This window comes from Agrococcus sp. UYP10, assembly GCF_040547205.1.
GTDB lineage: Bacteria > Actinomycetota > Actinomycetes > Actinomycetales > Microbacteriaceae > Agrococcus > Agrococcus jenensis.
This window is the reverse complement of record NZ_JBEPPG010000001.1, coordinates 770,057-783,853: the sequence shown is the minus strand read 5'-3', so window position 1 is coordinate 783,853 and position 13,797 is coordinate 770,057. Positions and strand designations below refer to the sequence as shown.

13 protein-coding genes are annotated in these 13,797 nt (G+C 71.3%); 3 read left to right on the top strand and 10 right to left on the bottom strand.

Going from position 1 to position 13,797, the window contains the following annotated elements; all coding sequences use genetic code 11:
* Positions 1 to 37 precede the first annotated feature (37 nt).
* The 4 genes from ABIB37_RS03875 to ABIB37_RS03860 all read right to left on the bottom strand — a co-directional run bounded on the left by ABIB37_RS03875 (position 38) and on the right by ABIB37_RS03860 (position 4,438).
* Positions 38 to 724, bottom strand: a complete 687-nt coding sequence (locus ABIB37_RS03875; protein WP_354256928.1) for a haloacid dehalogenase type II — start codon at positions 722 to 724, stop codon at positions 38 to 40.
* A gap of 91 nt (positions 725 to 815) precedes the next feature.
* Positions 816 to 2,099 carry an NAD(P)/FAD-dependent oxidoreductase gene (locus tag ABIB37_RS03870; protein ID WP_354256925.1) on the bottom strand — a complete coding sequence of 428 codons (1,284 nt, stop codon included), beginning with the start codon at positions 2,097 to 2,099 and terminating at the stop codon, positions 816 to 818.
* A gap of 76 nt (positions 2,100 to 2,175) precedes the next feature.
* Complete coding sequence (locus ABIB37_RS03865) at positions 2,176 to 3,699, bottom strand: ABC transporter substrate-binding protein (RefSeq protein WP_354256922.1); 1,524 nt, start codon at positions 3,697 to 3,699, stop codon at positions 2,176 to 2,178.
* A gap of 64 nt (positions 3,700 to 3,763) precedes the next feature.
* Positions 3,764 to 4,438 (bottom strand): haloacid dehalogenase type II, encoded by a 675-nt coding sequence (locus ABIB37_RS03860; RefSeq protein WP_354256919.1) that lies wholly within the window; start codon positions 4,436 to 4,438, stop codon positions 3,764 to 3,766.
* A gap of 107 nt (positions 4,439 to 4,545) precedes the next feature.
* Here ABIB37_RS03860 and ABIB37_RS03855 point away from each other — a divergent pair, with 107 nt between their 5' ends.
* Positions 4,546 to 5,649, top strand: coding sequence for a phosphotransferase (locus ABIB37_RS03855; RefSeq protein WP_354256916.1), 1,104 nt, complete (start codon positions 4,546 to 4,548; stop codon positions 5,647 to 5,649).
* A 13-nt stretch (positions 5,650 to 5,662) separates the two neighbouring features.
* Positions 5,663 to 7,006 carry an aspartate aminotransferase family protein gene (locus ABIB37_RS03850; protein ID WP_354256913.1) on the top strand — a complete coding sequence of 448 codons (1,344 nt, stop codon included), beginning with the start codon at positions 5,663 to 5,665 and terminating at the stop codon, positions 7,004 to 7,006.
* 6 nt (positions 7,007 to 7,012) lie between these two features.
* On the opposite strand, the gene ABIB37_RS03845 is transcribed toward ABIB37_RS03850, so the two are convergent.
* Both ABIB37_RS03845 and ABIB37_RS03840 read right to left on the bottom strand, forming a co-directional pair.
* Positions 7,013 to 8,281, bottom strand: coding sequence for a hypothetical protein (locus tag ABIB37_RS03845; protein ID WP_354256911.1), 1,269 nt, complete (start codon positions 8,279 to 8,281; stop codon positions 7,013 to 7,015).
* A gap of 20 nt (positions 8,282 to 8,301) precedes the next feature.
* On the bottom strand, positions 8,302 to 9,228 hold the full coding sequence (locus ABIB37_RS03840; protein ID WP_354256909.1) for a GntR family transcriptional regulator: 927 nt from the start codon (positions 9,226 to 9,228) through the stop codon (positions 8,302 to 8,304).
* On the opposite strand from ABIB37_RS03840, the gene ABIB37_RS03835 reads away from it, so the two are divergent.
* A complete protein-coding gene (locus ABIB37_RS03835) occupies positions 9,215 to 9,598 on the top strand; it encodes a cupin domain-containing protein (RefSeq protein ID WP_354256906.1) in 384 nt (127 codons plus the stop codon). The genes ABIB37_RS03840 and ABIB37_RS03835 overlap by 14 nt on opposite strands.
* Positions 9,599 to 9,666: 68 nt before the next feature.
* Here the strand turns inward: ABIB37_RS03835 and ABIB37_RS03830 are convergent, their stop codons facing one another.
* The 4 genes from ABIB37_RS03830 to ABIB37_RS03815 all read right to left on the bottom strand — a co-directional run bounded on the left by ABIB37_RS03830 (position 9,667) and on the right by ABIB37_RS03815 (position 13,704).
* Positions 9,667 to 10,014 (bottom strand): hypothetical protein, encoded by a 348-nt coding sequence (locus ABIB37_RS03830; RefSeq protein ID WP_354256904.1) that lies wholly within the window; start codon positions 10,012 to 10,014, stop codon positions 9,667 to 9,669.
* 47 nt (positions 10,015 to 10,061) lie between these two features.
* Positions 10,062 to 12,362, bottom strand: coding sequence for a heavy metal translocating P-type ATPase (locus ABIB37_RS03825; protein ID WP_354256902.1), 2,301 nt, complete (start codon positions 12,360 to 12,362; stop codon positions 10,062 to 10,064).
* Positions 12,363 to 12,403: 41 nt separating this feature from the next.
* Entirely contained in the window at positions 12,404 to 13,396 is a 993-nt protein-coding gene (locus ABIB37_RS03820; RefSeq protein WP_354256899.1) for a DUF8832 domain-containing protein, read from the bottom strand.
* A gap of 95 nt (positions 13,397 to 13,491) precedes the next feature.
* Positions 13,492 to 13,704 (bottom strand): heavy-metal-associated domain-containing protein, encoded by a 213-nt coding sequence (locus ABIB37_RS03815; protein WP_123696890.1) that lies wholly within the window; start codon positions 13,702 to 13,704, stop codon positions 13,492 to 13,494.
* Positions 13,705 to 13,797: the final 93 nt, after the last annotated feature.

Here is a 13,797-nt window from a genome sequence, read left to right as displayed (position 1 = left end):
GTCCACAGGCGCAGCCGCGCCCGTGGACGGCGGCCGTTCACGCGGTCGGTCGCGGAAGCCCGAAGAGCACGGGCAGGTCGGCGATGTCGGTGATGCGCTCGTAGCCGAGCCAGTGCTCGTCCTCCTCGAATCCCCGGTCGACGTACACCTTGTGCTCGATGCCCATCATCGCCGCGGACCGCAGGTCGTACATGGGGCTCGCGGAGACGTGGACGATCTCGTCGCGCCCGACGTCGAGCCTGTCGAGCATGTACTCGAAGGCGCCCAGCCGCGGCTTGTAGATGCCCATCTCCTCCGCCGTGATGAGCACCTCGAACGGTGCCCGCAGGTTGTCCATCAGTCGCCCGGCGTACGCATCATCGCTGTTGGTGATGATGACGAGCGGCACAGCCTCGGCGAGGCGATTGAGCGCGGCCGTCACGCCCGGGTAGGGCTGCCACGTCGGGATGAGGTCGTAGACGGCGCGCGCGTCCGCGTCGTCGTGCGCGAGGCCCATGCGGCGCGCCGCGCGCTCCATCGAGCGCGCGACCACGCGATGGAAGGGCTGGTACGCGCCCGTGCACTCGTCGATCCTGTACGCCTTGGCGGCTCGCAGGTAGTCGTCCGCGAGCTCGGCCGGCAGGCGCTCCCCGAGGACCTGGCGGATGGCGTCGTTGATCTGGAACCGGATCAAGGTGCCGTTCATGTCGAACGTCACGAACTTCGGCTTGACGTCGAACGTCATGGTGTCTCTCCTTCATCGAGGGCGGGGGTCGTAGAGCTGAGGTCGAGCGGTACCGCGCCCGGAGCGGTTCGGCGAGGATCCATGCGACGCATCATCCCTTCCGGTCCTGCAGCCCGTACCAGGTGCCGCCCGCCCAGAGGTGCAGCCGTGGGTCACCGAGCAGGCCGGGCACCGCAGGGTTCTTCAGGTGCCGCCAGGGGTTGGCGTCGCCCTTGCCGGCGACGACCTCGGCCATGACGCGGCCCATGTAGGTCGCCATCTGCACGCCGTGCCCCGAGTACGCCATCGAGTAGAAGAGGCCGCGGCGCTCGCCGGCGTGCACCATCCGGTCCATCGAGATGTCCACGAGCCCGCCCCACATGTAGTCGGTGCGCACGTCCCGCAGCTGCGGGAACACCTCGTTGCGCGCCGCCACCAGGATGTCGCCGCTCTTCCGGTCGGACGCGGGATCGGAGAGCGCGAAGCGAGCCCGACCGCCGAACAGCAGGCGGTCGTCGGGCGTCAGTCGGAAGTAGTGGAGCAGGTTCATGGTGTTCGACGCCGTGCGGCCCTTCGGCAGCAGCTCGTGCGCCACGTCGGCGGGCAGGGGCTCGGTCACCGTGACGAAGCTGCCGACCGGCACGACGCGACGCTGGAGCCACCCGAAGGGCTTTCCCGTGTAGCCGCTCGTGCCGACGACGACGCGCTGCGCGCGCACGGTGCCGCGAGCGGTGACGACGTCGTGGACGGTCCCGCGCCCGATGCGGTTCAATCCGGTGACCTCAGCATGCTCGTGGATGGTCGCGCCGGCCTCGACGGCGAGTCGCGCGAGCGCGTGGCCGAACTTGCCCACGTGCAGCGCCGCCGAATCCTCCTCCACGACTGCCGCGTGGAACGCGTCGCTGCCGATCTCCTCCCGGAGCCGATCGCGCTCGAGGAAGGTCGCTCGGTGACCCGCGATGCGCCGCAGCGCGTCGTGCGTGAGCCGCAGGCCAGGCACGTGCGACTCCTTGGCGGCGAGGATGATCTTGCCCTTGCGCTCGAAGTCGACGTCGAGGTCGTGCTCGCGCACGAGCTGCTCCACGAGGTCGACCGCATCGCCGTAGGCGTCGATGTACTGCTTCGCGCGCTGCTCCCCGTAGCGGGCGATCGCCGTCCGGAAGCCCGTGCCGAGGCCGTTGGTGGCCATGCCGCCGTTGCGACCGGATGCCCCCCACAGCACGGTGCGCGCTTCCACGACCGCGACGGACATGCCCGACCGTGCTGCATGCAGCGCGGTCGAGAGCCCGGTGAAGCCGGCGCCGACGACCAGCAGGTCGACCCGCTTCGGCAGCGGAGCGGCGGTGTAGTCGCCGCTGGGTGTCGCGGTATCGAGCCAGTAGGAGTGCATCTTCATCGGGTGGGTCCCTCTCAGAGGCGGTGGTCGGGAGGAGCGGGTGGGGCGACGAGAGCGGCGCCCCACCCGCCGGGTGCTACTCGGCCGGGCGGGTGTACTCGGTGACGAGTCGTCGCTCGAGAGGGTCGCGCGCGAAGTCGACCATCCGGCCGCTCTCGCCCTGCACCACGAGCGGGTGCACGAGCGGGACCGCGCCGTTCGCCTGCAGGATCGCGGCCTCCGCGTCCATCGTCGCCTGACGGCGCTCCTCGCCCACGTCGAGCTGCATGCCGTCGCCGACGACTCGGTCCACGCCGGGGTCGCACATCTGGGCGATGTTGTACCCGCCGTCGCAGGTGAAGTCCTGCAGCATGAAGAAGAGCGGGTCACCCGTGTCGAGCAGGGTGCCGCGCGAGTAAATGACGGCGTCGAAGGCGCCGTCGAGCATCTCCGTCTCCATGGACGCGTACTCTCGGACGTCCTGCGTCACCACGAACCCTGCTTCCTCGAGCTGCGCTTCCAGCTGCACCGCGATCTCGGGGTTCTCGGCGCGATCCGTCGTCGTCGCGATGAGGATCTCGACACCGTCGATCTCCGCTGGCTCCGTCGCGGACTCGACGTCGCCGCGCATCTCGGCTGCCCACGAGATGGCGGGCCCGAGCAGGCCGGTCGCGACGTCAGCGCGACCCTCGTAGACCGAGTCGACGAGCACCTGGGGGTCGATCGCTGCGCGCGCCGCGGCGCGTACGGCGGGGTCCGCGAACGGGCCGGACTCCGAGTTCAAGGTCATGAACGTCGTTCGAGGCTGGGCGATCTCGTTGACCATCGATGGGTCCAGCAGGCCGACCTGCGAGACCGGCACCGTCTCGGCGAGGTCTGCGGTGCCGGCGCGCAGCGCGCCGGCGCGGGCGGCGCCGTCCGGCACGAAGGAGGCGTCGATGCCCGCCGCGAGCGCGACGTCACCCCAGTACTCGTCGTAGCGATCCAGTGTGGCGGTCGCGGTGCCGTTGACATCGGTGAGCTCGAAGGGCCCGGTGCCGGTGCCGACAGCGTCGACGGTGCCGTCTTCCGCGTACGCCGATTCAGCGAGGATGGCGAGCTGCGGGCTCGTGAGGCGGTTCGTCAGGAGCGGATCGGGGACGTCCGTGGTCAGCGTGATCTCGTCCTCACCTGTCACCTCGACGCTCAGCGCGATTCCGTTCAACGCGCGCGGGGTGGGCGTCGCGCCGATCGCGTGCTCGATGCTGTTCTGCACCGCTTCGGGTGTCAGCTCGCTCCCGTCATGGAAGGTGACGCCGTCGCGCAGCTGGAATGTCCAGGTCAGGTCATCGACGCGCTCCCACTCGATCGCGAGCAGAGGATCGATGCCGAGCTCCTCGTTGAGACGGACGAGCGTCTCGACCGCACTGAAGCGCAGCAGCTTCGCGCCGTCGTCGCCGTACGGGCTGAAGCCCGCCGTCGGTGGGATCATCATGGCGAGCTGGATGCGCTCGTCGCCGCCGCTGCTGCCGTCGCCGCTGGCGCCGGGCGCGTCGCCGGAGGCGCAGGCGCTCAGCAGCAGTGCGCTGCCGACGGACAGTGCGAGGGCAGCCGTGACGCGGCGGCTCTGCTTCCTGATCATGGTGATTGCCTCTCGTGGGTGCTGCAGGGGTGGGGTCGCATCGGAGCCGGTGCGCCCAGGGCGGTTAGGCGATGCCGAGCGCCCGATTGACCTCGTCGAGCGAGGTGACGCGGACAGCGCCGTACTGGGGGAGGTCCGGCTCGTAGCCGCGATCGAGGTAGACCTTGTTGGTGAAGCCGAGGTCGTGCATGGGGATGTGGTCGTAGATCTGGTGGGCGGCGATGTGGAGGAAGTCCGCCGGCTCCGCGTCGAGCGTTTCGAGCATGTAGTGGAACGCGCGGACGCGCGGCTTGTAGGCGCCCGCCTCCTCGGCGGAGATGACCCGGCGGAATGGTGCTCCGAGCTTCGGGATGCTGGCGTCGAGGTGCCGCTTGTCCGCGTTCGACAGGGCGACGAGCGGGAAGTGGTCGGCCATGGTGCGGAGCGCCGCGGGCACGTCGGCGTGCGGGCCCCAGGTGAGCACGGCGTCGAGGATGGTCCCGACGTCGGTGTCTCGGGCCTCGATGCCCGACTCCTCGCAGGCCCGGCGGAAGGCGCGATCGAGCACCACGTCGTAGGGGCGGTACTCGAGGATCTCGTCGTAGCGGTAGGTGCGGAACCTCCGGAGGAACACCTCGAGGTCATCGCCGGTGATGCGATCTGCCAGCAGCGGCGTCACGGCCTCGCGCATCTGGAAGTGGATGAGCGTGCCGTAGACATCGAAGGAGATGAACTTCGGACGGGGGAGTTCGAGGGTCATGCCTGGCCTTTCGGGGCGACTGTTGCGTGGCCCCATATTGACTCACGCTGAGACGAAACGCTAGTGTCAGTTTGTAGACATTCTGAACGGCCATTGGAGGAGTCGACGTGGATGCGGACCCGAGCGCTCAGGCTCGCCAGCATGCCGTCGAGGAGCTCTTCCGCGAGAGCGGTCTGCTCGGCGAGCCGCACCGCGTGGACGAGGACCGGCTGCGATCCGTGCTCCGGGAGGAGTACGGCGTCGACGGCGTGCTGACGCGGCTCGACACCGAGAAGGACGCCACCTTCCGCCTGCAGGGCGAGCGCGAGCTGCTCGTGAAGGTGTCGCAGCCCGACGAGCCGATCGACGTCGTGCGCTGCCAGGTCGATGCGATCGCGTGGATCGAGCAGCAGGACCCGGGCATCCCGGTCCAGACGGTGCTCCAGGCACGCGATGGGCTGCGCTGGCGTCCGTTCATCGACCATCGGGGCCGCGCATCCGGCGTGCTGCGGGTGCACGAGTTCATCCCGGGGACGCTGCTCGCGGACGCCGTGCCGACGCCGGCGCAGCTGCGCGCCACGGGCGCGATGCTCGGTCGTGTCGACGTCGCCATGCGCGGCTTCTCGCACCCCGGCGAGACGCGCGCGTTCGTCTGGGATCTCGCGCGGTTCTCCGCGCTCGAACCGCTCGTCGACCTCGAGCCGGACGAGCGCCGTCGCGCGCTCGCGCTCGCCGTGTTCGACCGGTACCGGGAGCAGGTGGCGCCGGCGCTCGCAGACGCGCGCACGCAGGTCATCCATGGTGACTTCAGCCCGTACAACGCCGTCGTGGACCCTGCGTCCGACGCCTACATCACGGGCGTGCTCGACTTCGGCGACACCATGCGGACGCCGGTGATCTTCGACCCGGCCGTGCTGCTGGGCAACCACCTCCTCCCATCGCCCCAGCATCCGTGGACGCAGGCTCGTGCGCTGCTCGACGGCTACCGTGCGGTGCTCCCGCTGACCGAGGAGGAGGTGCGGCTCGTCGTCATCGCGAGCGTCGCGCGGGTGACGCTGCGGGCGCTCGTGGCGAACCGCCGGGTGGCCCACGATCCGGAGCGCGCGGCGTACGTCCTGCATCACGCGAGGGACGACTGGCGCCGCGTCGCGAACGCCGTCCACTTCGGCTTCGACGACGCTGGCGACCACCTGCTGCACCTGTCCCCGCACACGACACCGACGCCTCACTGAAGGAGCACGAGCCATGGTCTCTCTCGGCGCATCGCTGTACCCGAGCCGCTTCGATCCCGCGCGCCTCGAGGAGGTGGATCCGGTGATCCGCGACAACATCGAGCGCCGCCTCGATGTGCTCGGCCCGGGCTACCTGCTCGTCTACAACGACCCGGTCGCGTTCGTCCGCGGCAGCGGCGCCCACCTCTTCGATGCCGAGGGGCGGGACTACCTCGACGCCTACAACAACGTGCCGGTCGTGGGGCACTGCCACCCGCACGTCGTCGAGGCGGTGAGTCGGCAGCTGGCCACCCTGAACACGAACACCCGCTATGCGCAGGCGGGGCTCGTCGACTACGCCGAGCGGCTGGTCGCCCTCTTCCCCGAGGAGCTGCGGCGCGTGACCTTCGCGTGCTCCGGCTCGGAGGCCAACGACCTCGCGCTGCGCGTCGCCCGGCACCACACCGGCCACGAGGGGATGATCGTCACCCGCTGGGCCTACCACGGCATCACGCGCGAGGTCGCGAGCATCTCTCCGTCGCTCGGTGCGGGATCGCCGCTCGGGCCCAACGTGCGCGAGATCGACGCGCCCGACCCGCGGCTCGTGCCCGAGGGGCTCACCCTCGCCGAGCACATGCTCGCCGAGACCCAGCGGGCGATCCGCGACCTCGAGCGCCACGGCTTCGGCATGGCCGCGCTCGTGCTCGACCTCTCGTTCATGAGCGACGGCGTGCTGCCCGAAGCCGGCGACTACCTGCAGCCCATGGTCGACGCGGTGCAGGACGCAGGCGGCGTCTTCATCGCCGACGAGGTGCAGGCGGGATTCGGCCGCCTCGGCACCTGCATGTGGGGCTTCGCGAGCCAGGGCGTCGTGCCCGACATCGTGACGATGGGCAAGCCCATGGGCAACGGCATCCCGCTCTCGGCGGTGGTGTTCCGCCCCGAGGTCGCGCGTGACTTCGGCGAGACCGTCCGGTACTTCAACACGTTCGGCGGCTCGTCGGTGCCGATCGCGGCAGGCGCCGCGGTGCTCGACGTCTTCGAGCGCGAGGGGGTGCCGGAGCGCGCCGAGCGCGTCGGCGCGCTGCTGCGCGATGGCATCGCCCGGTTGCTCGAGGGCTCGCCGCACATCGCCGACGTGCGCGGTGCCGGGCTGCTCGTGGGCGTCGAGATCGTGGCCGACCTCGAGACGCGGGCGCCGGACCGCGCCCGGGCGACGCGGGTGATCGACGGCATGCGCGAGAGGAGGATCCTCATCAGCGCCGCGGGGCGTGACGCGAACGTGCTGAAGATCCGGCCGCCGCTCGCGTTCGACGAGGCGGACGTGGAGCGCTTCCTCGAGGGCCTCGGCGAGGTGGCCGCGCTGCACTTGCGCTGATCGCGGTCAGTCGCCCTGCGCCGACCCGCGCTCGAGCCGCTCGCAGAGCGCTCGCTGCTCGTGCCGCAGGGCGACGTGCGCCGCGCCCATCGCGGTCGCGTGCCAGCGAGAGGCGGCACTCGCGACGACCAGCTCCGGCGGCTCGTCGAGCTCGGCGGCGAGCCGACGTGCCACGGCGGGCAGCACGAGCTCGGCCAGGGGCGAGAGCCGGCCGGTGAGCACGACGAGCGGCGGATCCACCATCACGGCCACCACGCGCAGCGCGGCGGTGAGGGCATCTGCGAAGGCGGCGCGGATGGTGCCGTGCTCGTGCGGTGCCGCGCTGTCGGGAGCGGCGTCGGTGCTCCGGCGCACGACCGCGACGCGCCGCGCGTGCTGCTGCTCGCCGCTCGACGGAGCATCCCACGCGTCGCCCCCCCACAGCTCGGAGACGTCGGTGAGCGCGACGCCACGCTCGGCGCAGTAGCGGAGCAGACCCTGCGTGCTCAGCATCGCCCCGAGCGAGGTGTCGATCCCGTCGGACTGGAAGGGCAGCAGCGAGAAGCTGCCGAACGAGCTCGTGCGGCCCGGCGCGGCCGTGCCGTCACTCCGTCGCACCGCGACGGTCAGCACCGTGCTCATGCTCAGCAGCGTGGGATTCGCGGCGTCGGCGACCGCGCCATCGGCCACGAGGCCGACGAGGGCCATGTTGGCGTCGCTGTCGAGCGCGACCGGCGCGTCGAGGGCCGCGGCCAGCTGCTGCGCGAAGGCCGCGCCGGCGAGCACGTCGAGCGGCGGCGGAGGGTTCGGCACCTCGGTGCCGTCGGCCACCCGGGCAGGCAGGGCGATCGCGACGCGCAGCAGCGGAGCATCCGTCCGCGCGCCGGCGGCGACGATGCGCTCGGCCACCCAGGCGACAGCGTCGTCGAGGGTGCTCCAGCGCGGGGTCGCGGCGGACTCCCAGGAGCGTTCCCGGCCGGCGAGGTCGAGCGCGAGCACGCCCGTGCGCTGGAGGCCGAGGCTGACGCCGACCACCTGCCCGACGGACGCGGGCACGGTGAGCGAGGTCGGCTTGCGTCCGCGGGTGCGCGCCGGGTCGCGCTGGGCGGCGAGCGCCGGGGCGGGCGGCGCCGCGTGGACGAGCAGTCCGTTGCGGTGGAGCTCGTCGACCATGCGCGCGACGGTCGCCTTGCTCAGGCCGGTGTCCTCGATGAGATCGGCGCGGGTGGCGGTGCCACGGGCGAGGGCCGCCCGGAGCACGCTCGCGGCGTTCGCCGGCGCGCGCAGCGACTGCACCGGCGCCTCATCGGCCGCGCTCAGTCGTCACCGCCCGGCTCGTCGACCGCGGTCGCCCGCGCGCGGACGCCGTGGTCCGCGACGTCGCCGGAGCCGCTGAGCGACAGGTGGCGATGCAGCGTCCGGTGGAGCGCCTCCATGTCACCAGCGCGGAGCTGCTCGATGATCTCGCGATGTCCCGGCAGCACGCGGTCTGGCTTCGGGTAGGCGCCGGGGAAGTGGGTGAGACTGATGAGGGCCTCGGTCGCCAGGGTCGCGTACGCGCGCACGAGACGGCTGTTCCCCGCGTCGCCGACGAGCGTGGTGTGGAACTCGAGGTCGATGCGGCCGAGCCCGGTCCAGTCGTCGGACTCCAGCGCGACCTGCATGCGGTCGACGATAGCGTCCAGCCGCACGGCGGTGGCCTCCCGCTGCTCGCGGCTCAGCTTGACGATGCTCTCGGCGGCAGCGCACTCGATGACCTCGCGCGACTCATAGATCTCTTCCACGACACGCACCGTGAGCTCCTGCACGAAGACACCGCGATTCGGCCGCGACAGCAGCAGCCCCTCCTGCACGAGGCGGTGCAGCGCCTCGCGCACCGGCCCGCGCGACACGTGCAGCTGGCTCGCGACCTGCGCCTCGTTGATGTGATCGCCGGGCGCGAAGGCGCCGTCGATGATGCCCTCGCGGAGCTGGTCGGCGATCACCACAGCGGTGGGTCTGCTGTTGATGACCGAGAGGGTCTGGACGCCGTTCACGCGAGCTCCCGAGTGCGGGCGCGGATGCGGATGGTCCGCCGCCCGACGGATTGTAGACAATGTCAGCGTACGCACGATTGCCGGCCACCGGTAGGGGGTTGTCGATTGTTGACAATCGAAACGACGCATTCGATACTGGGATTGCGCAGCCCCACAGGAGGGCGCGCACCGGCGCAACGAGGAGCGTGCAGCGATGCCGAAGTCCATCCACATCACCGATGTCGTCACGACCGACGCCGGCGAGCACCATGACAAGGCGACCGCGGAGGAGGCCGGCCAGACCGAGTCGTCCCGCACCGTGTGGGAATCGGCTGAGGGCATCCGCTCCGGTGTCTGGGAGGTCACCCCCGGTGCGTTCAGCAGCACCCGCCCGGAGTACCACGAGATGTGCCAGATCGTCTCGGGTCGCGCGACGATCTTCGAGGAGGACGGCTCGAGCTTCGAGGTCCAGGCCGGCTCGCTCTTCGTCACGCCCGAGGGCTGGAAGGGCCGCTGGGTCGTGCACGAGACCCTCCGCAAGGCGTGGGTCGTCATCCCCTTCGCCGCGCTCGCGGACCCGGTGCGCAGCGAGGCCTGAGCGCACGCCGATCGACGCAGAAGAGGCGCCGCCCGAACGGGCGGCGCCTCTTCTGGCGTTGCGGCTGCCTAGGCGGCTGCCGCCGCGTACTTCTCGGGCGCTGCGTCGAAGAGCGGGCCGCACGCGGCGCAGCAGAGGTAGTACTTCTGGCCCTCGTGCTCGCGCACGAGGCCGGCGGCCTCGGCGTCGGCCTTGTTGACGTAGTTGCCGCGCATCACGAGGCACTCGGCGGTCTCGGAGTCCACGACGGCGACGTCGTGGTGGTGACCGGTCCCGTGGTCGTGCGCACCGTGGTCGTGCGCGCCGTGGTCGTGGCTGCCGTGGTCGTGCGCGGCGGTCTCGCTCGTGTCGGCGGTCGTCTCAGCGGTCGTCCCAGCGGCCTCGTCGGTCGCTGCGTGGTTGTGGGCTTCGCACATGGCTGTGTTCCTTTCGGGTTGGGGAGGACGGACGTCGGCGCCGGGCACTACGCAGTGACAGCAGCGGGCGACGGGGTATCCACCGCGCGACTCTTGAAGGAGCGCAGGCGGAGGCTGTTGCCGACGACGAAGACGCTCGAGAACGCCATCGCCGCGCCGGCGAGCATGGGGTTGAGCAGCCCGAAGGCAGCGAGCGGGATGGCCAGCACGTTGTAGGCGAAGGCCCAGAACAGGTTGCCCTTGATGGTGCCGAGCGTGCGCCGCGCGAGCCGGATGGAGTCGGCCGCGCTCCGCAGGTCGCCGCGCACCAGGGTGATGTCGGAGGCCTCGATCGCCGCGTCGGTACCGGTGCCCATGGCGAGCCCCAGGTCGGCCTGCGCGAGCGCCGCGGCGTCGTTGACGCCGTCGCCGACCATCGCGACGACCTTGCCCTCGGCCTGCAGCCGCGAGACCACGTCGGCCTTGTCGCTGGGCAGCACCTCGGCGATCACCTGGTCGATGCCGACCTCGGCGGCGATGCGCTTGGCCACGGTCTCGTTGTCGCCGGTGAGGAGGATCGGCGTGAGGCCGATCTCGCGGAACTGCCGGATGGCCTCGGCGCTCGTCGGCTTGACGGTGTCGGCGACCACGAGCAGTCCGCGGATCTCGCCGTCCCAGGCCACGAGCACCGCGGTCTTGCCGTCCTGCTCCGCTGCCTCCTTGCGGCTCTGCAGCTCGCCGTCCGCGGCGATCGACCAGTCGTCGAGCAGCGACTGCCGGCCGACGACGAGCGCGCGCCCGTCGACGACACCGCTGACACCCTTGCCCTCGACGTTGCGGAAGCCCTCGACCTCTGGCAGGTCGATCTCGAGCTCCTCCGAGGCGCCCTTCGCGATCGCCTGGGCGATCGGGTGCTCGGAGGCGTCCTCGATCGCGCCGGCCAGGCGGAGCAGCTCGCGGCGGTCGGTGCCGGGCACGGTGGCCACGTCGACGAGGGTCATGCGACCACTGGTGACGGTGCCGGTCTTGTCGAGCACGATCGTGTTGACCTTGCGCGTCGACTCCAGCACCTCCGGTCCCTTGATGAGGATGCCGAGCTGCGCACCGCGACCGGTGCCGACCAGCAGCGCCGTCGGGGTGGCGAGGCCGAGCGCGCACGGGCAGGCGATGATGAGGACGGCGACGGCGGCGGTGAAGGCGCTCGCGGCGGGGAAGCCCGCGCCGAGCCACGCGCCGAGGGCGACGACGGCGATCGCGATGGCGATCGGCACGAAGATGCCGGAGACGCGGTCGGCGAGGCGCTGCACCTCGGCCTTGCCGGACTGCGCGTCCTCGACGAGCCTGGCCATCTGCGCCAGCTGGGTGTCGGAGCCGACTCGGGTGGCCCGGACGACGATCCTGCCGCTCGCGTTCACGGTCGCGCCGGTGACGGCATCGCCGGGGCCAGCCTCGACCGGCACCGACTCGCCGGTGAGCATCGAGGCGTCGATCGCGCTGTGACCGCTGACGATCACGCCGTCGGTCGCGATCTTCTCGCCCGGGCGGACGACGAACTCGTCGCCGACGGTGAGATCGTCGATCGAGATGCGCACCTCGGCGCCGCCGCGGACGACCGCGACGTCCTTCGCGCCCAGCTCGAGCAGGGCGCGCAGCGCGGCGCCCGCCTGGCGCTTCGAGCGCTTCTCGAAGTAGCGGCCGGCGAGGATGAACATCGTCACGCCCGCGGCGACCTCGAGGTAGATGTTCGCGGCGCCGTCGCTCGGGGCGATCGACAGCTCGAACGCGTGGGTCATGCCGGGCTCGCCGGCGGTGCCGAAGAAGAGGGCGAAGAGCGACCAGATGAAGGCCGCGCCCGTGCCGACCGAGACGAGCGTGTCCATCGTCGCCGCGCCGTGGCGGAGGTTCATCCACGCCGCGCGGTGGAACGGCCAGGCCGCCCAGATGATCACCGGGGCCGCGAGCGCGAGCGACGCCCACTGCCAGTAGGTGAACTGCAGCACGGGGATCATCGCCATGAGGATGACGGGCACCGAGAGCACGATCGATCCGATGAGGCGGTGGCGCAGCGAGACGAGCTCGTGGTCGACCGGCTCCGCGTCGTTGCCCTCCTCGGGCGTCGTGACCTTCGGCTTCGGCAGCACTGCGGTGTAGCCGGTCTTCTCGACCTCGGCGATGAGCAGGGCCGGGTCGAAGTCCTCGGGCGCCGTGACCTTCGCCTTCTCGGTGGCGTAGTTCACCGAGGCTGCGACGCCGTCGAGCTTGTTGAGCTTCTTCTCGATGCGCATGGCGCACGACGAGCACGTCATGCCGCCGATCTCGAGCTCGTAGGTGCTCGCCGGCCGCTCGGTCGTGACCTCGGATGTCGTCATGGTGCTGATCCTTCTGGTGGAGTGCGTGGGGCCCGGACAGCTCAGTGGCTGTCGTCGTGGCCGTCGTCAGCGGGTGCGGGGCTCTCGGCGGGGGCGTCGGTCTCGGCCGGCGCCTCGGTCGCGGCCGTGGCTTCGCCCGAGGTGCTGAGCACGAACGAGGCCGAGTGGACCTCGCCGTCGACCTGGAAGTCGAAGTAGAGCAGGTAGCGTCCGGCCGTCGGCGCCTCGGTGGCGAACTCGACGGTGGGCCCGGAGACCTGGCCGGGCTCGGGCTCGGCGCCCTCCGGGTGCACGTGCAGGTAGGCGAGGTCGCCGTCGCGGAGCGCCACCAGGTGGCCGAAGGCGCCGAGGTAGGGCTCCATCGTCGTGACGGGCTCGCCGTCGCGGCTCACCTCGAGGCTGAGGGTCGAGCTGCCGCCCGCGGCGAGATCGCCCGAGAGCGTCACGTCGAACTCGCCGGCCGTGGCTTCGCGCACCTCGTCCTCGACCGCGACCGGCGCGAAGTCGCCCTCGACGCTGATCGTGCGGGTCAGGGTGACGCCGGCGTCGGCGGTGCCCGGCGTGAAGTCGGTGAAGACGCGGTAGGTGCCCGCCTCGTCCCAGCTCCACGGGATCGTCCACTCGCCCGCGTCGTCGATCTCAGGGTGGACGTGGCGGAACTCGCTGCCGTCCGACCGCACGACGATGAGGTGCAGGTCCTTCTCGTGCTCCTCGGTGTACTCGCGCAGCGGGTCGCCGTTCGGGTCGAGCACCGTGAAGGCGAGCTCGCCCTCCTCGCCGACCGCGGCGGGCGCCGCGACCGGGCTGAGGCTGTAGCCGTCCGCCTCGAGCGACAGGCCGGGGAGTGCCGCGCCGGCCGCCTCGGGAGCGGCGGCCGCAGCCCCCTCGTGGCCGCCGCCGTGCCCGTCCTCGGTCGCCGCGATGCGGTCGGCCACGACGGCGTCGGGCACGACCGCGCCGGAGACGAGGAATGCCGTGCCGAACGCGGCGACGAGGCCGAGGCCGTAGAGGCTGAGGCGGGCTGGCGTGTTCATCGGTTCCTCTTCATCGGGATGCGCGGGTCGATCGGGATGCGCGAGTGGAGCTGGGGATGGCGGATGCCGCGGGCGGCCGGGCGGCCGCGGGGGCGTCAGGCGACGCGGGCCTCGTAGCCGGCCTCTTCGACGGCGGCGAAGACCGCGGCGTCGTCGACGGGCGCGCCCGCGGTGGTGACGGCGAGGTGGCCGTCGGTCGAGCTGACCTGGATGTCGGAGACGCCCTCGATCTGGCCGACCTCCTCGCGGATCGACATCTCGCAGTGTCCGCAGGTCATCCCGGTCACCTGGTACTGGGTGGTTGCCATGTCGTCCTCCGAGCTTTGGGCCCGAGCGCTGCTGCTCGGTGCTGATACCGTGAACGATATACCCCAGGGGGGTATGCATGCAAGGTTCGACGA

Coding starts and splice junctions, on each gene's coding strand:
- ABIB37_RS03875 (WP_354256928.1), bottom strand. CDS start 724: ATGACGTTCGACGTCAAGCCGAAGTTCGTGACGTTCGACATGAACGGC.
- ABIB37_RS03870 (WP_354256925.1), bottom strand. CDS start 2,099: ATGAAGATGCACTCCTACTGGCTCGATACCGCGACACCCAGCGGCGAC.
- ABIB37_RS03865 (WP_354256922.1), bottom strand. CDS start 3,699: ATGATCAGGAAGCAGAGCCGCCGCGTCACGGCTGCCCTCGCACTGTCC.
- ABIB37_RS03860 (WP_354256919.1), bottom strand. CDS start 4,438: ATGACCCTCGAACTCCCCCGTCCGAAGTTCATCTCCTTCGATGTCTAC.
- ABIB37_RS03850 (WP_354256913.1), top strand. CDS start 5,663: ATGGTCTCTCTCGGCGCATCGCTGTACCCGAGCCGCTTCGATCCCGCG.
- ABIB37_RS03835 (WP_354256906.1), top strand. CDS start 9,215: ATGCCGAAGTCCATCCACATCACCGATGTCGTCACGACCGACGCCGGC.
- ABIB37_RS03840 (WP_354256909.1), bottom strand. CDS start 9,228: ATGGACTTCGGCATCGCTGCACGCTCCTCGTTGCGCCGGTGCGCGCCC.
- ABIB37_RS03830 (WP_354256904.1), bottom strand. CDS start 10,014: ATGTGCGAAGCCCACAACCACGCAGCGACCGACGAGGCCGCTGGGACG.
- ABIB37_RS03825 (WP_354256902.1), bottom strand. CDS start 12,362: ATGACGACATCCGAGGTCACGACCGAGCGGCCGGCGAGCACCTACGAG.
- ABIB37_RS03820 (WP_354256899.1), bottom strand. CDS start 13,396: ATGAACACGCCAGCCCGCCTCAGCCTCTACGGCCTCGGCCTCGTCGCC.
- ABIB37_RS03815 (WP_123696890.1), bottom strand. CDS start 13,704: ATGGCAACCACCCAGTACCAGGTGACCGGGATGACCTGCGGACACTGC.